Below are 22,614 nucleotides of genomic sequence, written 5' to 3'. Positions count from 1 at the left end.
ATTGAAAGAGACAGAAAAATATTCAGAGAAAAAAGTATTGGTATTAGGTTTGGCAAAAAGCGGAGTCACGGCAGCTTCGCTTCTACATAAATTAGGTGCGTTCGTAACAGTCAATGATATGAAGCCACTATCGGAAAATCCGGAAGCACAAGGGCTTCTTGAACAAGGGATAAAAGTCATTTGTGGCAGCCACCCGATTGAGCTATTGGATGAGGGATTCGAATTCATTGTGAAGAACCCAGGCATTCCTTATAGCAACCCGCTTGTTAAGGGTGCATTGGAGAAAGGCATTCCGGTCATCACAGAGGTAGAACTCGCTTACCAAATAAGTGAAGCACCATTTTTGGGAATCACGGGTACAAATGGGAAAACGACCACTACTACGTTAATATTCGAAATGATGCAAGCTGGTAAGAAGTCACCACTTATTGCTGGAAATATTGGAACGGTAGCATCCGGTGTTGCTGAAAAGGCAACAGCTGCAGATACGATCGTCATTGAATTGTCATCCTTCCAATTGATGGGAATTGAAGAATTCCGGCCAGAAATCTCAATCGTGACGAATTTGTATGATGCCCATTTGGATTATCATAGTTCCAAACAAGAATATGCTGAGGCAAAAGCGGCGATTGCAAGAAATCAAACGGCTTCTGATTTCATGATTTTCAATGCAGATCAAGTGGATGTTAAAAACATGACCAAGAAGACGAAGGCAGAACTTGTACCATTTTCTACAGAAGTGAAGCATGAGAATGGGGCCTATGTAGAAGACGGAGCGGTGTATTTTCGCGGTGAAAAAGTGATTGCCGTTTCGGATATTGCCCTCCCGGGAAAACACAACTTGGAAAATGTGCTGGCTGCTATTTCTGCAGTGAAATTGAAAGGTGTGTCTAATGAGGCCATTCATACCGTTTTGACGACTTTCGGCGGTGTGGAGCACCGTCTGCAATATGTTGCAACGATTGAAAAACGTAAATTTTATAATGATTCCAAAGCGACGAATATCCTTGCAGCATCCAAGGCGCTTACTTCATTCACTGAACCGGTTATTTTGTTGGCTGGCGGATTGGACCGAGGTAATGAATTCGACGAGTTGAAACCGGCTATGAAACACGTCAAAGCGGTCATCACATTTGGTGAAACGGCAGAGAAAATTGAACGGATAGCTAAAGAATTAGGAATAACCCATATAAAACGTGTCGATAATGTAGTAAAGGCCGTACCTGTTGCTTTTGATTTATCGAATGAAGGCGACTGCATCCTCCTCTCTCCTGCTTGTGCAAGCTGGGATCAATATAAAACTTTTGAACAAAGAGGAGACATGTTTATGGAGGCTGTGCATAAACTTAAGTAAGAGCTTTCGCAGAAGGAAGTGAACCTGCTTCTACGTTGACACCTTGAAAAAAAAGCGATAATGAGCCGTTATCGCTTTTTTTTGACTTAAGTGCCACTAAAAAAGTGGCATATCAGGTAGTGTTTTATATTCGTACAGGCTCGAAAAACTTCCTAGAGGTGGATGTCCGTGCCATTAAAAAAATCCAATCCTGATCTTATTCTCATTATCGTCACCTTAAGCCTTTTGACAATTGGTTTAGTTATGGTTTACAGCGCCAGTGCAATTTGGGCAGACTATAAATTCGATGACTCCTTTTATTTTGCTAAAAGACAGTTGCTGTTTGCCTGTGTAGGTGTCGTAGCCATGTTTTTTATCATGAATGTCGATTACTGGACATGGCGCACTTGGGCCAAATTGCTAATTATTATCTGCTTCATCTTACTGTTGGCCGTTTTGGTACCAGGTATCGGGATGGCAAGAAACGGGTCCCGGAGTTGGATTGGCGTGGGAGCTTTCTCCGTACAGCCGTCCGAATTCATGAAGTTAGCGATGATTGCTTTTTTAGCTAAATTCTTATCGGAAAGACAAAAACTGATCACTTCCTTTAAAAAAGGGATGATGCCATCGTTGGGCATTGTATTTTTAGCATTTGGGCTTATCATGTTACAGCCTGATCTCGGTACAGGAACAGTGATGGTTGGAACATGTATCGTGATGATTTTTATTTCAGGTGCGAGAATCAGTCATTTTGTTGGCCTAGCCCTACTCGGAGTAGCTGGTTTTGTCGGCCTTATTTTATCGGCCCCATATAGGATAAAACGGATTACCTCCTTCCTCGATCCTTGGGAAGACCCGCTCGGAAGTGGATTTCAAATGATCCAATCATTTTATGCAATCGGCCCCGGTGGGTTGTTCGGCCTCGGATTAGGACAAAGTCGTCAAAAGTTTTTCTATTTACCAGAACCGCAAACCGACTTTATATTCGCGATACTATCTGAAGAATTAGGGTTCATTGGAGGTTCACTTGTGATTTTATTATTCGCTCTCATGCTATGGCGTGGAATACGGATCGCCCTTGGTGCGCCAGACTTATATGGTAGCCTGGTAGCGGTCGGGATCATTGCAATGGTAGCTATTCAAGTCATGATCAATATTGGCGTGGTCACTGGTTTAATGCCGGTTACAGGTATCACCTTGCCGCTATTAAGTTATGGTGGCTCCTCCCTGACACTCATGTTGATGGCCATTGGCGTACTGCTGAATATCAGTCGGTATTCAAGGTTTTAAAGCAAGATGATATACATTTCTTAAAGAGGAAGCCCGTCATAAAATCGGGCTTCTTTTTTGGTGGAATGGATGGATTGGAATGGTTGCCGGTGATTTGCCAGGCCCCGTATGAGAAGATTTTGAAAAAAATGAAATGGTGCTTAAATATTACCAAAGAGGAATGTGGGGATATCTACAATAAATATTGGCAATACGGCCTTGTTTAGACTATAGTATAAGAGGGTTCGACCGAAGAGGCGCTTACTCTTGCTCATTTTCAAGTTAAACAAATAGTGTTTTTGATATTGCATAATTAGAGGCCTCATTACGGTGGGGAAATGAAACTTATAATGTTAAAATCTAGGTGCACAAGGAGGTTAATCATGGATAAAGCGATACAACAATTAACCGACATGCAAATCGGCAAGATACTGGAACATGAGCCACTTGCTAATCATACGACAATGAAAATTGGTGGACCCGCGGATCTATTCATCGAGCCATCCTCCATTGAAAATATTGAAAAAGCGATGAAGGTCATCAAAGATAATAATTTGCCATGGAGAGCAATAGGAAGAGGTTCAAACCTCCTTGTCAGCGATGATGGAATCGAAGGTGTGGTACTGAAGTTAGGTAAAGGTCTGGATCATCTTGAAATCAATGGGACGGAAGTGAAGGCTGGAGCTGGTGTTTCCCTTGTAAGTTTATCAGTGAAGATTAGTAAAAAGGGATATGCCGGGCTGGAGTTTGCCAGTGGAATTCCAGGTTCCGTTGGTGGTGCTGTGTATATGAATGCAGGTGCACACGATTCGGATATGAGTGCCATCCTTAAGCAAGTGCATGTCCTATTTGAAGATGGAACCTTGGCTTGGCTTTCTAAGGAGGAAATGGAGTTTTCGTATCGAACATCTCTCCTTCAAAAGAAAAAACCTGGTATCGTGCTGGAGGCCATCTTTCAATTAGAAGAGGGTAACCGAAGTGAAATCGTCGAGAGAATGCAGAATAACAAAAACTATCGTAAAGATACCCAACCATATAACTTGCCATGTGCTGGAAGCATTTTCAGGAATCCACTGCCAAGACATGCAGGAAGGTTAGTGGAGGATGCTGGCCTTAAGGGGCATTCGATAGGCGGGGCCCAAATTTCCCCTATGCATGGAAACTTCATCGTCAACACTGGTAATGGAAGTGCGGCAGACGTGGAAGCTCTGATTCAACACGCGAAGGATACGGTATATAGCAAGTATGAAATTGAATTGGAAACAGAAGTAGAAATCATCGGGAGAAAACAATAGGATATTCATTCTTCATATCCAAATATTGTGGTATAATGTGTTACTTGAAAAATTCTATTTCTTATTTTTTGGTGAGTGTCACCAATCATCCATTTTAGGAAGAGGTGAAATAGGTGGAAAAGGGGAAAATCGTTTCCATTGAGGACCGCATTCCTAAGCTAAAGCAAATTAGAAAGAGCAAAGCAAATAGACGACTTGTTCTATTGCTTTCCCTTTTCTTCATTTTGGTTGCTTGTGTATTATATTTTTTATCCCCGCTAAGCTATGTGAAGTCCATAAAGGTAGAGGGAAACCAGTATATTACTTCCAAGCAAATTATTAAATTAAGTAACATCAAGAAAGACCGAAGCATCTGGAAAGTTGACACGGGAGAGACTGCCGCCAACATAAAAAAAAATCCGGATATAAAAAGTGCCAGTGTTGTACCTGTTTTTCCTAATTCCGTTAAAATAATGGTTTCTGAGCATACTAGAATTGCCTATTTATCCATGAATGGTAAATTCGCTCCGATATTGGAAAACGGTGACATCCTAAAAGAGTTAGAGAGTGGTGAAAATCCAGTATTTGCCCCTGTTTTAATTGGTTTCAAAGAGGGTAAAGCATTAAAGTTACTTTTGGAGGAACTGGACAAGCTTCCTGTGGCCATACAAAATGCTATTTCCGAAATTCACCATGACCCGACTAAAACGGATAAATACCATATTGTTATGTACATGAATGATGGATTTGAAGTTAGTGCGACAAGTCGTACTCTATCTGAGAAAATGATACACTATCCATCCATTATCAGCCAATTGGATCCCGAGGTAAAGGGAGTCATCGATCTAGAGGTCGGTTCCTACTTTAAAGCCTTTGATGAGTCTGAACAAAAGGAAGACGGGCCGGAGTGAATCCGTTGCTTTAACAACAATGATTGAACTAAAGTTAGCGTACATTTTCGGAAAAGAATAAGTGTTTGACCAACATAGAAAAGGCAAGTACAGGATGACCGAATGTAATCCGGTTTTAGCTAAAAATAGAAGTGAATAATGTGGGTCTGCAGGTGATTTTGCTGATAGTGCCAGTAAAAATGAGACTCCAAGAACTATACATATATGGGGCCTTCTCCGCCTTTAATGGGATAGGGGACCATGGCCCAACTGGTTGATTCTCTTGAGTGCTAAAATCCATGGATTTTAGTTGGACCTGATATTCATTTTGTAGTCTTTGTTGCATGCGGAATTTTTAATGTGGGGAGTTGCGGGGACGTTTCAAACTTTCCGTGAAGATGTGGTATTGGCCGTTGTATTCTTATTTAATAATAGTTTTATCTGCAAGTTTGACTTTTCTAGGTGTACATCTTGGTGTAGACTTGTATTTAGCTGGAATCTTTGTATTTACGTGTGAAACTTTCAAAATACGGGTGAAATTCAAAGGATACAGTTGGATAAGAGATTTTTTTCTGAAAAAAATGGAAAAAATCTATATTATTAGAGGGAATTGCGGTATAAATGCCGAATAGATTAAGTCAGTATTAAGTTTAGGTAAGACATTTAGATACTAAGAGACGAACGATAACTATTATAAAGATTGTAAACCTACGAGTTTTCTCTTAATAATACGAGATGACACTTTATTATAATATTAGCGAGTTGTAATTAGGTCTGTTATTCTAAAATGAATAGGTCTTTTGATAGGATAATGCTATTCTACTAATATATGTATAAACTGAAGGAGGTGCCATGGAATGAACAGCAACGAAATCTACGTAAGTCTTGACATCGGTACATCCAGTGTAAAAGTAATCATTGGGGAAATGGTCAATGACACATTAAATATCATAGGCGTAGGAAATGTAAAATCAGAAGGGCTAAAGAAAGGCTCCATCGTCGATATAGATGAAACAGTCCAATCCATTCAAAAGGCCGTAGAGCAAGCTGAACGAATGATAGGAATGGAAATTAAAAAAGTGATCGTCGGTATCAGCGGGAACCACGTAACGCTTCAGCCTTGCCATGGGGTAGTAGCCGTATCTAGTGAAAATAAAGAGATTAATGAACACGATGTATTCCGTGTTAGAGAAGCCGCTGAGTTAATTACCATACCATCGGACCGGGAAATTATCGATGTGGTGCCGATTCATTATAAAGTTGATGAGTTGGATGAAATTAGCGATCCAAGGGGCATGATTGGCGTCCGTCTGGAAATGAGAGGCATATTAATAACAGGTCTTCGGACAATTTTACATAATTCCTTGCGGTGTGTGGAACGAGCAGGGTTAGAAATAACGGATATTGCCCTTCAGCCATTGGCAGCAGGTGGGCTGGTTTTATCGAAGGATGAAAAGGAACTTGGAGTAGCGCTTGTCGATATTGGGGGAGGTTCTACCACTCTAGCGATTTTCGAGCAAGGCTATCTACAATATACTTCCGTGATTCCTATAGGCGGGGAGACGCTTACAAAGGATCTCTCCATTGTACTAAGGACTACCATGGAGGAAGCTGAAAAAATTAAAATTAAGCATGGCCATGCCTTTTATGATGATGCGTCAGAAGACGAAGTATTCCAGATACCCATCATCGGCAGCGACCAGCAACAACCATGTAACCAGCTGATGCTCTCAGATATAATTGAGGCGAGGTTGACCGAAATTTTCGAGTTAATACAAGATGATTTGAGAAGACTTGGTTTTCAGGAAGTACCGGGAGGGTTCGTATTGACCGGTGGGGCCGTTAAGATGCCAGGAGTACTGGAACTTGCTCAGTATGTATTCCAAAATCGTGTCAGGACAGCCGAACCAAATTATATTGGTGTCAGAGAACCGCAATATACGACAGCTGTCGGTCTAATTAAACATGCGTGCAAGAAAGAGAGAATGCAAAAGAACACCACAAATAAAACTCCTGTACCAGCTGGTCAGGCACAAGAGAATAATGACCAGCGGAGCCAGAAGTCCTCTCAGAAACATAAAGAGAACACGGCTAAAAAACAAGGTGAAAAAGGTGAATCGAAATTCAAAAAAATCTTGGGTTACTTTTTTGAATAAAAACAAAAAATCGGGAATTTCGTCAAAATAGGAGGATTGTCATGTTGGAGTTTGATTCTAATTTAGAACAATTAGCAACGATAAAGGTTATAGGTGTTGGCGGCGGCGGTAACAATGCGGTAAACAGAATGATCGAACATGGTGTACAAGGTGTCGAATTTATTTCTGTCAATACTGATGCGCAGGCACTTAATTTATCAAAAGCAGAAGTTAAAATGCAAATCGGCGGTAAGCTTACTAGAGGATTGGGTGCTGGTGCGAATCCTGAGGTAGGTAAAAAAGCGGCGGAAGAAAGTAAAGAACAAATCGAAGAAGCGCTAAAAGGCGCTGATATGGTTTTCGTAACGGCTGGAATGGGCGGCGGAACTGGTACGGGTGCTGCCCCAGTTATCGCGGGTATTGCTAAAGATCTTGGTGCACTGACAGTTGGTGTCGTTACACGTCCTTTCACGTTTGAAGGACGCAAACGTGCAACCCAGGCGCAAGGTGGCATTGCCTCCATGAAAGAATCGGTCGATACGCTTATCGTCATTCCGAATGACCGACTTCTTGAAATTGTTGATAAAAGCACACCTATGCTTGAAGCATTCCGGGAAGCGGATAATGTCCTTCGTCAAGGGGTACAGGGGATTTCAGATTTGATCGCTGTTCCTGGTCTTATTAATTTGGATTTTGCCGATGTTAAGACCATCATGTCAAATCGTGGATCGGCCCTGATGGGTATCGGGATCTCCTCTGGAGAAAACCGCGCCGCTGAAGCAGCTAAAAAAGCGATTTCCAGTCCGTTGCTTGAAACGTCCATCGATGGGGCTCAAGGGGTTCTATTGAACATTACTGGTGGAACGAACCTAAGTTTATTCGAGGTCCAAGAGGCAGCCGATATTGTGGCCACCGCTTCTGATCAAGAGGTAAATATGATTTTCGGTTCTGTCATCAATGAAAACTTAAAGGACGAAATTGTTGTTACAGTTATTGCGACGGGCTTTACCGAAGCTGAAACGTCCATGCGAGCTCCGGGTCGTTCAACACTTGGACAGCAACAACAGCAAACGAGACCTCAAACACAAGCGCCTACACCTAGTGTAAATCGTGAAGTGAAGAGAGAAGAAGTGAACGAACAGCCTACAAGGAATAATAATCAAGGACAAGGTGAGGAAGCTTTGGATATTCCAACCTTCCTACGCAATCGTAATAGAAGGCGTTAATTTGAAAGAGAAAAGGTCGTTCCCTATGGGAGCGGCCCTTTTTTTGCTTTTTTCGGAAAGATGTTTCGATTGATTATTACTGGTTAATCGCCATATGGACTTTTAAGGCCCTAAGAGCTGCTCTCCACCTGTTTGAACAGTTGGGCTATGCCCTGATCCATAAAATTCATGAAAGGACGTAAAGGCGGCTGGAATGGATAATGGATTTCCAACTTGAATTTGGAGAAGGTCCTTTATAACAATGGAACTCTGAGAAGAGAAGCTGAAAGAAATTCTATCTTCTACAACCCATAAATCGACAGCTTTAAATGAGGGAGCGTAACTGGTATGAAGCAGTATTGAAAAAATCAATAGCTGTTTTTCTACAAAAAGGCTAAAAAAGACTGAAAAACTCTTAAGTTTCCTGTACAAAAAGTGACACACTTTCTATTATCAGGTGCGTTATACTTTTTGCTAGTGGAAGGTTAGATTCTAAAAGGAGGGGTGAGTGTTTGACCTTATATTTAGATGTGATTTGGTTATTGAATTGGTTATTTGACTGCCTCCTCTTATATTGGACTGCAATCATTCTCAAACGGCGAGTCGCCCTTTGGCGGGTTTGTGCGGGCGGGCTGATAGGTTCTCTAATCATCGTATTGGCATTTACCCCTTTTTACGCAATGGCTGACCAATTTTATATAAAAATCGCATTTTCTCTTTTTATGGTCCTGGCCACCTTTGGGTTCATCAGATTCAACCATTTCCTGAAGTCATTAGCCACTTTATACTTTGTCACGTTTTTATCAGGTGGGATCCTCCTTGGCCTTCACTATCTATTCGAATATCAAATCGTTTCCAAAAACCCTGGTCAATATGCCGGAATCAATCGTTTTGGTGACCCCGTCAGCTGGATTTTTGTGATGGTTGGCTTCCCGCTTGCCTGGCAATTTTCCAAGCGTACTCTAGAAGGAATGGAGATGACAAAACTAACGCATGAGCAACTGGTGTCAGTCACGGTGAAAGTATCAGAGTTTGAAGGGACTTTTCAGGGGCTTGTGGACAGTGGGAATCAATTATATGATCCAATAACCCGTTCGCCTGTTATGATCATTTCACTTTCTGGAGATGAAGCTGGAATCCCTTCGGATATGGTTGAATTGTTCAAGAATCCGGACATCCTGGTCCGACAGGAAGAACAGCCTGAATATACATGGACGGGCCGTATGCGCGTAATTCCATATAAAGTGGTGGGGCATGAACATCAATTGCTAACGGCCATCAAGCCGGACTTCATTAAAATATCCCAAGGGGAAAACGAGTATCAAGTCAAGCAGGGCCTTGTGTCGTTTACCTTTCAGCAACTTTCTGCGGACAATAGCTATCAATCTATCGTCCATCCAAAAATGTTAACCGGGATTCCGGTGAAAAATGCCTCATAACATTTTGCTCTTTCAATTTTGCTCCACAATTCGTCTATTTTAGAAGGGAGAATTATTTTGAAGAAATTTATTCTTCGGCTCACCTATTTTTGGTACAAACTCTTGTTCAAGCTCGGATTGAAGACGGACGAAATATTTTATATAGGAGGAAGTGAGGCGCTCCCGCCCCCACTTTCAAAAGAAGAAGAGGCAATATTGATCAATAAGTTACCAAAAGGCGATGAAGCTGCCCGCTCTATCTTAATCGAGAGGAATCTAAGGCTTGTCGTCTATATTGCAAGGAAATTTGAGAATACGGGAATCAATATCGAAGATTTAATTAGCATTGGGACCATTGGCTTGATTAAGGCAGTCAATACATTCAATCCCGAGAAAAAAATCAAACTTGCTACATATGCTTCGAGATGCATCGAGAATGAAATATTAATGTATTTAAGGAGAAATAATAAAATCCGTTCGGAAGTTTCTTTTGATGAGCCCTTGAATATCGATTGGGATGGAAATGAACTCCTGCTCTCAGATGTTCTGGGGACTGATGATGACATCATCACTAAGGATCTAGAGGCGAATGTGGATCGGAAGCTACTAACGAAAGCCCTGACGCAGCTCTCTGATCGTGAAAAACAAATAATGGAACTTCGATTTGGACTTGCTGGCGGAGAAGAAAAGACGCAAAAGGATGTTGCGGATATGCTCGGGATTTCCCAATCCTATATTTCAAGGTTGGAGAAAAGAATTATTAAACGGCTAAGAAAAGAATTTAATAAAATGGTGTAAAAAAATATTTCGAGTATAAAGCTTTTGAGACCGTACTTTCTTGTGCTTGGATGAAGAGATGTTTTGATTTTTCAAAAATACCCTATGCATATTTTTCCCTCCCGCGGAAATACTGTTTTTTGTACAGCACTCCTGTGAGGAGGGAAGAATTTTGTCTCGTAACAAGGTTGAAATCTGCGGTGTGGATACATCGAAATTACCGGTTTTGAAAAATGATGAAATGAGAAAACTCTTTAAAGAATTGCAAGGTGGCGAGCTTTCAGCAAGAGAGAAACTGGTAAACGGGAATCTTCGACTCGTTTTGAGCGTCATTCAACGCTTTAACAATCGAGGAGAATATGTAGATGATCTATTTCAGGTAGGCTGTATAGGGTTGATGAAATCGATAGATAATTTTGACTTGGGTCAGAACGTAAAGTTTTCAACGTATGCTGTACCAATGATTATTGGAGAAATCAGAAGGTATCTTCGTGATAATAATCCAATACGTGTTTCCCGGTCTTTAAGGGACATTGCTTATAAAGCATTGCAGGTTAAGGAAAAACTTATCAGCCAGACTCTACGTGAGCCCACAGCTGAAGAAATCGCCAAAGTGTTAGGATTACCGCACGAAGAAATTGTTTTCGCGTTAGATGCAATCCAAGATCCAGTATCCCTTTTCGAACCGATTTATAATGATGGCGGGGATCCGATTTATGTACTCGACCAATTAAGTGATGAAAAAAATAAGGATAGTACCTGGATTGATGAGATAGCCATAAACGAAGGGATGAGACGGTTGAATGACCGTGAAAAAATGATCCTTCGTAAACGATTTTTCCAAGGGAAGACCCAAATGGAGGTAGCCGAGGAAATCGGCATTTCACAAGCTCAAGTCTCCCGCTTGGAAAAAGCGGCAATCAAGCAAATGAATAAAAACATTCAACAGTAAAAGCTGAGCACGAGTAACAGTTGACTGAAGCGGGTAAGGGATGATTCTCTTGCCCGCCAATCAGCAACCTAGCCGTAGCGGCTTTTTTTTAGTTTGCTCAAGCCACTGCATAAAGACCTTTATTTCCCGATTCCTTCATTCTTGAACAAAACCAGTCATATACATAAAAAAAGGTTTTTTATCTGGAGAAACACATTTCAGGAGGAGCTGAATGGCGTGACTAGAATTTCTGAATTTCAAATTAAGGATATCGTCAATATAGCAGATGGAAAGAAATTGGGGAATATGACAGACTTAGAAATCAATACGGGGACGGGAATGATTGAAGCAATCATTGTTTCGAATAGTACCAGGCTAATGGGCTTTTTTGGGAGGGAGCAAGATATCGTGATTCCTTGGCGAAAAATAAAAAAAATTGGGGCGGATGTCATCCTTGTCGAACATCAGACGATATTTCAAACAGAGCTGAAAGATGAACGGTTATAGGGGTACCTTTAGAGGGTATTAGAAGGATATTTATGATACACTAAACTAAAAATAAAGAGGAATGAAAGCATGAAAGAACCTTTTGTTTTAGTCGAAGATCAATATTTGCTTGTTGATAGCTGGAGACAACAAAATCTCCAGCTTGTGGCGGGCTTTACAACGAAAAACGGAGGAGTCAGTTCTGGCTGCTTTACATCATTGAATACCGGCTTTCATGTTGGGGACAAGATAGGGGATGTACAGGCAAACCGCCGAATTCTTGCTGAAAAACTATCTTTTCCGCTTAATCATTGGGTAGGGGCCGAGCAGACTCATGAAACTCATATCCAGCAAGTAACGACTCGGGATTGTGGGAAAGGCGCCACTGACTATCCTTCTGGTTTTAGGGCGACAGACGGTTTTTATACGAGAGATAAAAATGTCCTACTGACCCTTTGTTATGCGGATTGTGTGCCTTTATATTTTTATGCTCCTACACATGGAATGGTTGGGGTGGCACATGCCGGCTGGAAGGGAACCGTTAATGGCATTGCGCACAATATGGTAGAGGCGTGGATACATGAAGGTATAAAACCATCAGAAATATTTGCCGTAGTTGGGCCCTCTATTTGTTCGAAATGTTATGTTGTAGATGATAAAGTCATAGATTTAGTGCGGAATTTGCTGGAAGAAAATGACGAGAAGCCCTATAATTTAATTAGTGAAGGACAATATCAACTAGATCTTAAAGAACTGAACGCCATGATCATGGATAAATCTGGAATCCCGAGGGAGCAGATTGCTGTGACTTCATATTGTACAAGCTGTGATGAGGATTTATTTTTTTCCCATCGCCGGGATAATGGGAAAAGTGGTAGGTTGATGAGCTTTATTGGTTGGAAGGAGGATCTTGAAAAGCGATGAAAGTTGCAGAAAATCTAAAAAACATCGAAGAAAAAATAAATGAAGCGTGTAAAAATAGTGGCAGGCATCGGGAAGATGTCAAATTAATCGGGGTTACAAAATATGTTTCCATCGAGAGGGCAAAAGAGGCATTGGAAGCCGGTGTCACTGATTTAGGTGAAAATCGCGATCAAGGTTTATTGAATAAATATGAAGTGTTGAAGGATACACCGAACTGGCATTATATCGGTTCCATGCAGACACGTAAGGTTAAGAATGTCATTGATAAAGTTGCTTATATTCATTCTTTGGATCGTATATCGTTGGCAGAAGAAATACAAAAACGTTCAAAAGAGCCGATAAACTGTTTAGTGCAGGTCAATGTTTCTGGTGAAGAGTCTAAACACGGTCTGAATCCAGAGTCGACGCTTGAATTTATTAAAGAACTAGGGGCTTTTGACAAGGTGAAGGTCGTTGGGTTGATGACAATGGCACCTTTTACAGAGGACGAACAGGTACTCCGAGGTTGCTTCCGTACATTAAAAAACCTCCAACTGGAAATTCAAAAAGCGGAATTGACTCATGCTCCATGCTCGGAATTATCCATGGGGATGTCCAATGATTTTATGATTGCCATCGAGGAAGGTTCTACCATGATTCGGATTGGTACTGCACTGGTAGGCGAAGAATTATAAGGAGGTACGTAAAAGATGTCATTCGTATCAAAGTTTAAATCCTATTTCGCGCTGGATGATGAGTATGAATATAAGGACGAAGTGGTGGAGGAAGAGGAGATGGAGCGTAAAGCGGTAAAGCCTGCAAAACAGCAGACCCCACCTGCTTCTACAGGAAATAATCCAAATCAAAATATAGTAAGTTTGCAAAGCGTGCAAAAATCTTCTAAAGTAGTATTATTGGAGCCTCGTGCTTATGCAGAAGCTCAGGATGTCGCTGACCATTTGAAAAACCGTCGTGCAGTCGTTGTAAATCTTCAGCGAATCCCGCATGACCAAGGAAAGCGGATTATCGACTTTTTAAGCGGCACTGTATATGCAATCAGTGGGGATATCCAAAAAATCGGTACAGACATATTCTTGTGTACTCCGGATAACGTTGATGTTTCCGGTAATATTACCGGTTTTGAAGTGGATAAGGAGTACGAAGAAGCGAGGTGGTAATGGTTAATGGCTCTAGTGCTTCAAGGTTTATATTATTTAGTTGAAATTTATTCAATGGCATTAATTGTTTACATATTAATGTCTTGGTTCCCTAATGCCCGGGAAACATCGATTGGCCAATTCCTGGTAAAGATTTGCGAACCATATTTAGAACCGTTCAGAAAATTCATCCCACCACTCGGCATGATCGACATATCACCACTTGTAGCCTTGTTGGTTTTAAATTTTGCGAAGAATTATGGGATTTTTTATCTACAAAGCTTATTCGGATGATTTGTAGTTCATACTAAAGACGTAAAATAATAGAATGGCCAGTAACTACACAGCTAGGTGAATTCTTGGCTGTGTAGTAGTAACGAAGGTGTATGTTACGATTCATTCTTGTGTACAACCATTTATCCATATGTAAGGAGCATGCATTCTACATGAGTATATATCAACATTTCAGGCCGGAGGAAAAGGAATTTATCGACCAGGCAATGAATTGGATTGACCAGGTTAGAGATTCTTATGCTCCTAAACTTTCTGACTTTCTGGATCCGCGTCAGCAGGAAATCCTCACATCCCTATTAGGAAACAAACAGGATGTGCTACTGCAATTTCACGGCGGGAGTGATTTCGTTGAACGGAAACGTGCCCTCATTTATCCTGATTACTACTCTCCTGAATCATCTGATTTCAATATCTCCTTATATGATATCTCCTATCCAAAAAAATTTGTTACACTTGAACACAGGCAAATACTTGGAACCTTGATGTCACTGGGGGTAAAACGTGAAAAATTCGGTGATATTATAGTGACAGAGGAGCAAGTCCAATTTATTGCAACAGGGGAAATGGATTCATACCTTACGGGAAACCTGGATAAGATAGGCAATGCTTCCGTAACCATTAAAAGGATTCCGATTGAGGATATCCTTGTGGTGAAGGACAACTGGGAAGAGCAGGTCAGTACCGTTAGCTCATTAAGGCTTGATAGCGTACTTTCTGCTGTTTTGAATATTTCCCGGCAAAAAGCCCAGACGTTGATATTGTCGGGGAAAACCAAGGTTAATTTCAAGCAAACGGAGAGCGTTTCTGAAGAATGCCGTGAGGGGGATACTCTATCCATCAGGGGTTTCGGTCGATGTAAAATCACTTCAATCGATGGGAAAACGAAAAAGGATAAGTGGAGAATCTCATTAGGTAGGAAAAAATAATTTAGTTGTTAGCAGGATTCACATATTTTTTGTCGAATATAGAGTTTTAATGTAATAGAGTAGAAATTGTTCTGGAGGTGCAACAATGCCCTTAACCCCGATAGATATACATAACAAGGAATTTAGTAAAGTATTTCGAGGGTATGATGAAGATGAGGTTAACGAATTTCTAGACCAAGTCATTAAAGATTATGAATTGATTCTAAGAGAAAAGAAAGAAATGGAAGAAAAATTGAACGAGACGTTCGATCGTTTAGGTCATTTCACGACTATCGAGGGCACGCTTAATAAGTCTATCATTGTCGCGCAGGAAGCTGCAGAAGAATTAAAGCGCAATGCCCAAAAAGAAGCCAAACTGATCATCAAGGAAGCAGAAAAGAATGCTGACCGGATTGTCAATGAGTCGCTTGTGAAAGCAAGAAAAATAGCGATGGATATAGAAGACTTGAAAAAACAATCGAAGGTTTTCCGTACTCGCTTTAAAATGCTTGTCGGAGCACAGCTCGATTTGTTGGATAATGACGACTGGGATCATCTGCTTGAATACGAAGTGGATGCATCTGAAATAGAATTAAATGATGGAGTAGATGAGGAAAATTAAACGTTTCCTTGACTTCAAGCACTTTTTTCGCATATAATTTTTTAACAATACTATTCATGATGACATTAGACGATGACAGGGACAGTAAATTCCTCATATCCTTATATGTAGCGACCCGGGGACGGTGTAAGCCCGGGATAAGAGAAGGAATTGAACATCACCCTTGAGTTCTGAATTGAACCTGCTTATGCAGCAAGTAAACGATGCGTATCATTCACGTTACGAATGCTCGAGAGGAAAGGATTCAGCCGTTTTGTGAATCTTTCTAACCAGGGTGGTACCGCGGGAAGCAAAGCTTTCTCGTCCCTTTTTCAGGGATGAGAAGGCTTTTTATTTTGTCTGCGAATCGGGTCAATCAACTCAAATGAAGTTATGGATAGATGGATGGAGGAATTTTATAATGGAATATAAAGATACTTTATTAATGCCTAAAACTGAATTTCCAATGAGGGGCAACCTTCCGAAGCGCGAGCCTGAAATTCAGGAAAAGTGGAAAGAGATGGACATCTATAAAAAAGTGCAAGAGCACACTGAAGGGCGACCGTTATTCATTTTACATGATGGACCTCCATATGCAAACGGTGATATCCATATGGGTCATGCCTTGAATAAAGTTTTAAAAGATTTCATCGTCCGTTTTAAGTCCATGAGCGGTTACCATGCACCGTATGTTCCAGGCTGGGATACGCACGGTCTCCCAATTGAAACGGCTTTGACTAAAAAAGGCGTGAACCGTAAAGAAATGAGCGTCGCTGAATTCAGAAAGCTATGTGAAGAATATGCATACGTACAGATTAACAATCAACGTGAGCAATTCAAGCGGATTGGTGTTCGCGGGGATTGGGATAATCCTTATATTACGTTAAAGCCTGAATATGAAGCACAACAGATCAAGGTTTTTGGTGAAATGGCGAAAAAAGGCTATATCTATAAAGGGAAGAAACCTGTTTACTGGTCCCCTTCGAGTGAATCGGCTCTTGCTGAAGCGGAGATTGAATACCAAGATAAACGTTCGGCTTCAATCTATGTAGCATTTGAAGTGACTGATGGTAAAGGTGTCATTGATGAAGGTGTAAAAATCATCATTTGGACGACAACACCATGGACGATTCCGGCCAACCTTGGAATTTCCCTACATCCACAATTGAATTATGTGGTTGTTGCAGTGGAAAATGAAAAATACTTAGTGGCAGAAGCCTTATTGGAATCTGTTAAAGAAACGCTTGGATGGGAAAACCCAACTATCGTGAAAACGGTAAAAGGCAGTGAGTTGGATCGTGCTGTAGCGAAGCATCCTCTATATGATCGTGAATCACTAGTGATGTTAGGTGAGCATGTAACGACTGAAGCTGGAACAGGTTGTGTTCATACAGCTCCAGGACACGGGGAAGATGACTTTATCATCGGTCAGAAATATGGCTTGGATGTTCTTTGCCCAGTCGATGAAAAAGGTGTCATGACTGAAGAAGCAGGGGAGTTTGCTGGATTATTCTATGATAAAGCAAATAAAGCGATTTCCGAAAAATTAACTGAAGTGGGAGCCCTGTTGAATCTTACATTCATCACACATTCATTCCCACATGACTGGCGGACGAAGAAGCCGACGATCTTCCGTGCAACTGCACAGTGGTTCGCTTCAATCAAGGACTTCCGTGATGATTTGCTGAAGGCAGTCGAAGAAACGAAATGGGTACCGGCATGGGGTGAAACACGCCTATTCAATATGGTCCGTGACCGAGGAGATTGGTGTATCTCCCGACAACGTGCATGGGGTGTGCCAATTCCAGTATTTTACGCAGAAAATGGCGAACCAATCATCACGGACGAAACAATCAATCATATTTCAGAATTATTCCGTGAGCACGGTTCAAATATCTGGTTTGAAAAAGAAGCAAAAGATCTTCTACCACAAGGCTTTACACATGAAGGAAGTCCAAACGGTATCTTCACTAAAGAAACGGATATCATGGATGTATGGTTCGACTCCGGTTCTTCCCATCAAGCGGTTCTTGAAGAAAGAGAAGAACTTCAACGTCCGGCTGACCTTTATCTTGAAGGGTCCGATCAATATCGCGGTTGGTTCAACTCATCACTTTCAACAGGTGTTGCCGTGACAGGAAAAGCACCATATAAAGGTGTACTTAGCCATGGGTTCGCATTAGACGGCGAAGGACGTAAAATGAGTAAATCTATTGGTAACGTGGTCCTTCCATCTAAAGTTATGAACCAGCTTGGTGCTGATATTTTACGTCTTTGGGTTGCTTCTGTTGATTATCAATCTGACGTTCGGGTTTCAGATCCTATCTTAAAACAAGTTTCCGAAGTGTATCGTAAAATCCGTAATACATTCCGCTTCCTACTAGGAAATCTGGATGGCTTTAATCCGGAAACGGATAAAGTGGCGGTAGAAGATTTGCGTGAAGTGGATCAATATATGCTAGTAAGATTGAATAAGCTGATCACTCAATCAAAACAAGGCTATGAAAATTATGAATTTGCTACCATTTATAATATGGTCAACAATTTCTGTACGCAGGATTTAAGTTCGTTCTATCTTGATTATGCTAAAGACATTCTTTATTGTGAAGCGCCAAACGGGAAAGACCGTTTAGCAATCCAAACTGTCCTTTATGAGTCCTTAATCAGCTTAACGAAATTAGTGTCTCCAATCCTGTCTCATACTGCGGATGAAGTATGGACGTTCATTCCGGGTGTAACGGAAGAGAGTGTACAGTTGACATTGATGCCTGAGGAAATCTCTGTGGATAATGACGAAGCGATTGAGGAAAAATGGACGGCATTCATGCATGTTCGTGATAATGTCCTGAAAGCATTGGAAGAAGCACGTAACCAAAAAGTAATCGGGAAATCACTGAACGCAAAAGTGACCGTTTATGTAAACGAAGAGACAAGGAATCTTCTTGATAGTATCGAGGAGAGCTTTGAACAGTTATTCATCGTATCCGAATTTGATATCGCGGGCGATGTGGCCAGTGCCCCATCCGAAGCTGTCAAACTTGAGGATATGGCCATCCTGGTAACTAAAGCAGAAGGAGAAACTTGTGAACGTTGCTGGAATGTTTCTCAAGATGTAGGTCAAGTGGAAGAACATCCAACACTTTGCCCACGCTGTGCAACAGTCGTGAAAGAGCATTATACGAATTAATCATTTTAGAACGACCGGTTCCCAGTTAATATGGGAGCCGGTTTTTTATTTGAAATGAGAGCGTATTTGAATAAAGACCGGAATAAAGTTCCTTTCTATTCTAATATTCTTCACCAACTGCTAGATGTAATGCTTTTGGTATTAGTCATTATTTCTAGTTTATGCTACAATTCAAAAGTGAAGATTTGATTAGTTTGGGGGAAGAAATGTGTTTTATTACTTAATTGCCCTTTTGGTCATAGCTTTCGATCAGCTGACAAAATGGATGATTGTGAAAAAAATGGAGTACGGAGAAAGCATTGAAATTATTGAAAACCTTCTATATATTACCTCGCATCGTAACCGTGGGGCAGCATGGGGAATTCTACAAGGTCAAATGTGGTTTTTCTACATCATCACCATCGCTGTCATTATTGGAGTCGTCTATTATATTCAGAAAATGGCGAAGAACAGCCGTCTGCTTGGAGTTTCCCTAGGTCTTATGCTAGGTGGGGCAATAGGAAACTTCATTGACCGTGTTGCTCGCCAGGAAGTAGTCGACTTTGTCCATACTTATATTTTCAGCTATAGTTTCCCGGTATTTAATATTGCCGATGCCGCCCTTTCGATTGGTGTCGTGCTGCTCGTGATTCACATGTTCTTGGAAGAAAAAAACGCTAAGGAGAAAGATAATGGATAAAAAGCTATACAGCATCGACGAAACACTAAAAGGTACAAGGATTGACAAGGCTCTATCTACTTTAAATGAGGAATGGTCACGCACTCAAGTTGCACAATGGATCAAAGATGATCATGTGTTAGTGAACGGGGCTGCCATTAAGTCCAATTATAAATGTAGCATAGGTGACGAAATTGAAGTGCTGATTCCGGAACTTGTGGAATTGGATGCAGTCGCAGAAGAAATGGATTTGGATATCTATTACGAAGATGAAGACGTACTGGTTGTCAATAAACCGAGTGGTATGGTTGTCCACCCTGCACCGGGGCATGTAACAGGTACTCTTGTTAATGGGTTGATGGCCCATTGTAAGGATCTTTCTGGAATCAATGGCGTTATGCGTCCAGGTATTGTCCACCGTATTGATAAGGATACATCAGGTTTATTGATGGTCGCGAAAAATGACATGGCACACGAGAAACTTGTTCAGCAACTTGTTGATAAAACAGTAACCCGTAAGTATCAAGCTGTGGTCCATGGAGTGATTCCCCATGATTTTGGAACGGTTGATGCCCCGATAGGCCGTGATAAAAAAGACCGTCAGAGCATGACGGTTACGGATTCAAACTCTAAAAATGCGGTAACTCATTTCCGTGTGGTTGAACGTTTCACCGCGTTTACATTAGTAGAGTGTCAGCTTGAAACAGGACGGACCCATCAAATCCGTGTTCATATGAAATATATCGGATTCCCTCTTGCGGGAGATCCTAAATATGGTCCTAAAAAGACGTTGAAATTGGACGGACAAGCGTTACACGCAGGTCTTCTTGGTTTTGTTCATCCACGGACGAATGAATATATGGAGTTTGAAGCGCCAGCTCCTAAAGAATTTACGGAGCTAATCGAACAACTACGTAGAAGTAGTATTTGACAAGACCATTTTTATGAGATAGTATTATATTAACTTAATGAGAACCTTTAACACAGTCCAGAGAGACTGAGAAGGAAACGGATAGCAAAAGGGGAACATATACCCTTTTGTAGGAAAATCCTCACACCTTCTTGGTGTGAGGATTTTTTGTTGAAGGAGAGCTCTCACAGTTCAAAAGAAATTGAGGTGGTCCATTTGAATGAGAAAGCAATCGTGCTCGATGAAAAGGCCATCAGCAGAGCCTTGACGAGAATTGCACATGAGATTATTGAAAAGAATAAAGGGATTGAGGATTGTGTCTTAATCGGGATTAGGACCCGGGGGATCTTCCTTGCTGATCGACTTGCCAAGCGCATCGGTGAAATAGAAAATAAAGTAATTCAATTAGGTGAATTAGACATAACGCTTTATCGTGATGATTTATCGAAAAAGACGAACGATGGTGAACCGGTTGTAAAAGGCTCGGACATTCCGGTCCCAATAACTGATAAGAAAATCATCTTAGTGGACGATGTACTATTTACGGGAAGAACCGTAAGAGCTGCTATGGATGCTTTGGTGGATATGGGAAGACCTTCGCAAATCCAACTTGCTGTATTAGTTGATAGAGGCCATAGGGAACTTCCAATCCGTGCCGATTATGTCGGTAAAAATATTCCAACTTCACAATCCGAGAAGATTACGGTCACTTTAACGGAAGTTGACGAGCTCGATCAAGTCACCATACTAGCGAAATGATAAATTAAATATTGCCCTTTTAAAAACGGTCCAGAGAGGCCGGCAAAGGGAGTGAAATGGAAAGGGACCTTAGCCTGACAGGTATAGGGCAGGCCCATCCGTGAAACCCTCTTTGTATATGCTGCAAAGAGGTTTTTTTTTGTGGCTTAGATGCAATGTTCATAGGGGGAAAAGAAATGGAAGACGAAAGAAAAGACATCATCCTCGACGTGGAAGACGTACCAAGGTTTGGTCAATGGGTGACATTAAGCATCCAGCACTTGTTTGCGATGTTTGGTTCAACGGTGCTAGTGCCATTCCTGGTCGGTCTGAGCCCTGCAGTAGCATTGGTTTCCAGTGGGGTAGGGACATTATCATACTTATTGATTACGAGAGGCCAAATCCCTGCTTATCTTGGTTCATCATTTGCTTTCATAGCACCCATAATCGCGGCCAAGTCACTTGGTGGACCGGAAGCGGCCATGATCGGCTGTTTTGTAGCAGGACTCATATATGGAATAGTGGCGTTGGTCATTCATAAAGTCGGTTTACGCTGGTTGATGGTTCTATTGCCACCGGTGGTCGTCGGTCCCGTCATCATAGTAATCGGGCTGAGCCTCGCTGGGACAGCAGTTGACATGGCCATGTATGATCCGCAAGACAAGTACAGCGTTACTTACATCATCATAGCACTCATCACCCTGGCAGCTACGATTATCTGTAACGTGTTTTTTAAAGGCTTCCTTAACCTGATTCCAATATTGATGGGGATCATAGTCGGATATGGCTGCTCGGCAATTGCAGGCATTATCGATTATGGACCGATTGAAACGGCAAAATGGTGGGAAATGCCGGAATTCATGATTCCTGGAATAACCTATACACCCACCTTTTCATGGGAAGTCATCGCCATCATGGTCCCGGTCGCCATCGTCACCTTATCTGAACATATCGGACACCAAATGGTATTAAGTAAAGTGGTAGGTAGAAACTTTTTGGAAAAGCCGGGTTTACATCGATCCATCCTTGGTGACGGCGCAGGCATCATGATCGGTTCCATTATCGGGGGACCGCCACTTACATCGTATGGAGAAAATATCGGGGTCCTGACGATGACAAAGGCATTTAGCGTCTACATCATCGGTGGTGCGGCTTTGACTGCTATGATCTTCGGTTTCAACGGGAAGATTTCAGCGGTGATCGGATCAATACCAACGGCCGTCATGGGGGGGATTTCCATTCTTCTCTTTGGTATCATCGCTTCAAGCGGTTTAAGGATGTTGATTGATAATAAAGTGGATTTTGATAAAAAACGTAATTTGATGATTGCTTCGGTCATCTTAGTAATTGGGATTGGTGGAGCATTCGTACAATTATCCGCAAATGTTTCTTTATCCGGAATGGCGCTATCAGCAATAGTGGGGATTGTACTTAACTTGGTATTGCCGGACAGAGAAAAAGTGACCGGAAACATCTTTGAAAAATAAACATTAAATAAATCACCTTTTAAAAGAAGTCCAGAGAGACTTAGAAGGGTGTTGCA

The 22,614-nt window shown here is 41.5% G+C and carries 22 protein-coding genes and 1 other annotated feature; all 22 genes read left to right on the top strand.

Features of this window, described 5'->3' with window-relative positions; all coding sequences use genetic code 11:
• Nucleotide 1: 1 nt before the first annotated feature.
• The gene (gene murD / locus ACIQXR_RS12145; protein WP_403080037.1) at nucleotides 2-1,354 is read left to right on the top strand and encodes a UDP-N-acetylmuramoyl-L-alanine--D-glutamate ligase; all 1,353 of its coding nucleotides are present in this window, start codon (nucleotides 2-4) and stop codon (nucleotides 1,352-1,354) included.
• A gap of 168 nt (nucleotides 1,355-1,522) precedes the next feature.
• Nucleotides 1,523-2,623: a stage V sporulation protein E gene (gene spoVE / locus ACIQXR_RS12140; RefSeq protein WP_403080035.1), complete on the top strand. Its 1,101-nt coding sequence runs from the start codon at nucleotides 1,523-1,525 to the stop codon at nucleotides 2,621-2,623.
• Nucleotides 2,624-2,985: 362 nt separating this feature from the next.
• Complete coding sequence (gene murB / locus ACIQXR_RS12135; RefSeq protein ID WP_402956204.1) at nucleotides 2,986-3,897, top strand: UDP-N-acetylmuramate dehydrogenase; 912 nt, start codon at nucleotides 2,986-2,988, stop codon at nucleotides 3,895-3,897.
• A gap of 113 nt (nucleotides 3,898-4,010) precedes the next feature.
• Nucleotides 4,011-4,787, top strand: coding sequence for a cell division protein FtsQ/DivIB (locus ACIQXR_RS12130; RefSeq protein ID WP_403080034.1), 777 nt, complete (start codon nucleotides 4,011-4,013; stop codon nucleotides 4,785-4,787).
• Between the two features lie 377 nt (nucleotides 4,788-5,164).
• On the top strand, nucleotides 5,165-5,398 hold the full coding sequence (locus ACIQXR_RS12125; RefSeq protein WP_403080066.1) for a DUF1290 domain-containing protein: 234 nt from the start codon (nucleotides 5,165-5,167) through the stop codon (nucleotides 5,396-5,398).
• 225 nt (nucleotides 5,399-5,623) lie between these two features.
• On the top strand, nucleotides 5,624-6,922 hold the full coding sequence (gene ftsA, locus ACIQXR_RS12120; RefSeq protein ID WP_402868185.1) for a cell division protein FtsA: 1,299 nt from the start codon (nucleotides 5,624-5,626) through the stop codon (nucleotides 6,920-6,922).
• Between the two features lie 41 nt (nucleotides 6,923-6,963).
• A complete protein-coding gene (ftsZ, locus tag ACIQXR_RS12115) occupies nucleotides 6,964-8,127 on the top strand; it encodes a cell division protein FtsZ (RefSeq protein WP_402868187.1) in 1,164 nt (387 codons plus the stop codon).
• Nucleotides 8,128-8,618: 491 nt separating this feature from the next.
• Nucleotides 8,619-9,545, top strand: a complete 927-nt coding sequence (spoIIGA, locus tag ACIQXR_RS12110; RefSeq protein ID WP_403080033.1) for a sigma-E processing peptidase SpoIIGA — start codon at nucleotides 8,619-8,621, stop codon at nucleotides 9,543-9,545.
• Nucleotides 9,546-9,602: 57 nt separating this feature from the next.
• Nucleotides 9,603-10,322, top strand: a complete 720-nt coding sequence (sigE, locus tag ACIQXR_RS12105) for an RNA polymerase sporulation sigma factor SigE (RefSeq protein ID WP_230158218.1) — start codon at nucleotides 9,603-9,605, stop codon at nucleotides 10,320-10,322.
• Nucleotides 10,323-10,431: 109 nt separating this feature from the next.
• A complete protein-coding gene (sigG, locus tag ACIQXR_RS12100; protein WP_402868568.1) occupies nucleotides 10,432-11,253 on the top strand; it encodes an RNA polymerase sporulation sigma factor SigG in 822 nt (273 codons plus the stop codon).
• Nucleotides 11,254-11,469: 216 nt separating this feature from the next.
• The gene (locus ACIQXR_RS12095) at nucleotides 11,470-11,739 is read left to right on the top strand and encodes a YlmC/YmxH family sporulation protein (RefSeq protein WP_402868193.1); all 270 of its coding nucleotides are present in this window, start codon (nucleotides 11,470-11,472) and stop codon (nucleotides 11,737-11,739) included.
• Between the two features lie 69 nt (nucleotides 11,740-11,808).
• The gene (pgeF, locus tag ACIQXR_RS12090; protein WP_403080031.1) at nucleotides 11,809-12,642 is read left to right on the top strand and encodes a peptidoglycan editing factor PgeF; all 834 of its coding nucleotides are present in this window, start codon (nucleotides 11,809-11,811) and stop codon (nucleotides 12,640-12,642) included.
• Nucleotides 12,639-13,316, top strand: coding sequence for a YggS family pyridoxal phosphate-dependent enzyme (locus ACIQXR_RS12085; protein ID WP_402868195.1), 678 nt, complete (start codon nucleotides 12,639-12,641; stop codon nucleotides 13,314-13,316). The genes pgeF and ACIQXR_RS12085 overlap by 4 nt, the downstream gene beginning before the upstream one ends.
• Before the next feature lie 15 nt (nucleotides 13,317-13,331).
• Nucleotides 13,332-13,799, top strand: coding sequence for a cell division protein SepF (locus tag ACIQXR_RS12080; RefSeq protein ID WP_402956212.1), 468 nt, complete (start codon nucleotides 13,332-13,334; stop codon nucleotides 13,797-13,799).
• 6 nt (nucleotides 13,800-13,805) lie between these two features.
• The gene (locus tag ACIQXR_RS12075) at nucleotides 13,806-14,072 is read left to right on the top strand and encodes a YggT family protein (protein ID WP_402868199.1); all 267 of its coding nucleotides are present in this window, start codon (nucleotides 13,806-13,808) and stop codon (nucleotides 14,070-14,072) included.
• A gap of 152 nt (nucleotides 14,073-14,224) precedes the next feature.
• Nucleotides 14,225-14,998, top strand: coding sequence for a YlmH family RNA-binding protein (locus ACIQXR_RS12070; protein WP_403080029.1), 774 nt, complete (start codon nucleotides 14,225-14,227; stop codon nucleotides 14,996-14,998).
• 85 nt (nucleotides 14,999-15,083) lie between these two features.
• On the top strand, nucleotides 15,084-15,599 hold the full coding sequence (locus ACIQXR_RS12065) for a DivIVA domain-containing protein (protein WP_402868201.1): 516 nt from the start codon (nucleotides 15,084-15,086) through the stop codon (nucleotides 15,597-15,599).
• 63 nt (nucleotides 15,600-15,662) lie between these two features.
• Nucleotides 15,663-15,910: a binding site (T-box leader), on the top strand.
• A gap of 89 nt (nucleotides 15,911-15,999) precedes the next feature.
• Complete coding sequence (ileS, locus tag ACIQXR_RS12060; protein ID WP_403080027.1) at nucleotides 16,000-18,765, top strand: isoleucine--tRNA ligase; 2,766 nt, start codon at nucleotides 16,000-16,002, stop codon at nucleotides 18,763-18,765.
• A 208-nt stretch (nucleotides 18,766-18,973) separates the two neighbouring features.
• Complete coding sequence (gene lspA / locus ACIQXR_RS12055; RefSeq protein WP_402868205.1) at nucleotides 18,974-19,444, top strand: signal peptidase II; 471 nt, start codon at nucleotides 18,974-18,976, stop codon at nucleotides 19,442-19,444.
• The gene (locus ACIQXR_RS12050) at nucleotides 19,437-20,354 is read left to right on the top strand and encodes an RluA family pseudouridine synthase (RefSeq protein ID WP_402868207.1); all 918 of its coding nucleotides are present in this window, start codon (nucleotides 19,437-19,439) and stop codon (nucleotides 20,352-20,354) included. Before lspA ends, ACIQXR_RS12050 begins: the two co-directional genes overlap by 8 nt.
• A gap of 195 nt (nucleotides 20,355-20,549) precedes the next feature.
• Nucleotides 20,550-21,092, top strand: coding sequence for a bifunctional pyr operon transcriptional regulator/uracil phosphoribosyltransferase PyrR (pyrR, locus tag ACIQXR_RS12045; protein WP_402868570.1), 543 nt, complete (start codon nucleotides 20,550-20,552; stop codon nucleotides 21,090-21,092).
• A 155-nt stretch (nucleotides 21,093-21,247) separates the two neighbouring features.
• Entirely contained in the window at nucleotides 21,248-22,558 is a 1,311-nt protein-coding gene (locus ACIQXR_RS12040) for a solute carrier family 23 protein (protein WP_402868208.1), read from the top strand.
• The last annotated feature ends 56 nt before the right edge of the window (nucleotides 22,559-22,614 follow it).

It is taken from the genome of Peribacillus sp. NPDC097224 (assembly GCF_044761985.1).
In the GTDB taxonomy this organism is placed as follows: Bacteria; Bacillota; Bacilli; order Bacillales; family DSM-1321; genus Peribacillus.
Note: the sequence above shows the minus strand (reverse complement) of the source record. Positions and strands in the feature narration are given on the sequence as shown.

What these genes read in the sequence shown, in the direction of transcription:
- pgeF (WP_403080031.1), top strand. Translation starts at nt 11,809, where the DNA reads ATGAAAGAACCTTTTGTTTTAGTCGAAGATCAATATTTGCTTGTTGAT.
- ileS (WP_403080027.1), top strand. Translation starts at nt 16,000, where the DNA reads ATGGAATATAAAGATACTTTATTAATGCCTAAAACTGAATTTCCAATG.
- ACIQXR_RS12050 (WP_402868207.1), top strand. Translation starts at nt 19,437, where the DNA reads ATGGATAAAAAGCTATACAGCATCGACGAAACACTAAAAGGTACAAGG.
- ACIQXR_RS12125 (WP_403080066.1), top strand. Translation starts at nt 5,165, where the DNA reads ATGTGGTATTGGCCGTTGTATTCTTATTTAATAATAGTTTTATCTGCA.
- murB (WP_402956204.1), top strand. Translation starts at nt 2,986, where the DNA reads ATGGATAAAGCGATACAACAATTAACCGACATGCAAATCGGCAAGATA.
- ACIQXR_RS12065 (WP_402868201.1), top strand. Translation starts at nt 15,084, where the DNA reads ATGCCCTTAACCCCGATAGATATACATAACAAGGAATTTAGTAAAGTA.
- ACIQXR_RS12070 (WP_403080029.1), top strand. Translation starts at nt 14,225, where the DNA reads ATGAGTATATATCAACATTTCAGGCCGGAGGAAAAGGAATTTATCGAC.
- ACIQXR_RS12075 (WP_402868199.1), top strand. Translation starts at nt 13,806, where the DNA reads ATGGCTCTAGTGCTTCAAGGTTTATATTATTTAGTTGAAATTTATTCA.
- ftsZ (WP_402868187.1), top strand. Translation starts at nt 6,964, where the DNA reads ATGTTGGAGTTTGATTCTAATTTAGAACAATTAGCAACGATAAAGGTT.
- ACIQXR_RS12085 (WP_402868195.1), top strand. Translation starts at nt 12,639, where the DNA reads ATGAAAGTTGCAGAAAATCTAAAAAACATCGAAGAAAAAATAAATGAA.
- ACIQXR_RS12080 (WP_402956212.1), top strand. Translation starts at nt 13,332, where the DNA reads ATGTCATTCGTATCAAAGTTTAAATCCTATTTCGCGCTGGATGATGAG.
- ftsA (WP_402868185.1), top strand. Translation starts at nt 5,624, where the DNA reads ATGAACAGCAACGAAATCTACGTAAGTCTTGACATCGGTACATCCAGT.
- ACIQXR_RS12040 (WP_402868208.1), top strand. Translation starts at nt 21,248, where the DNA reads ATGTTCATAGGGGGAAAAGAAATGGAAGACGAAAGAAAAGACATCATC.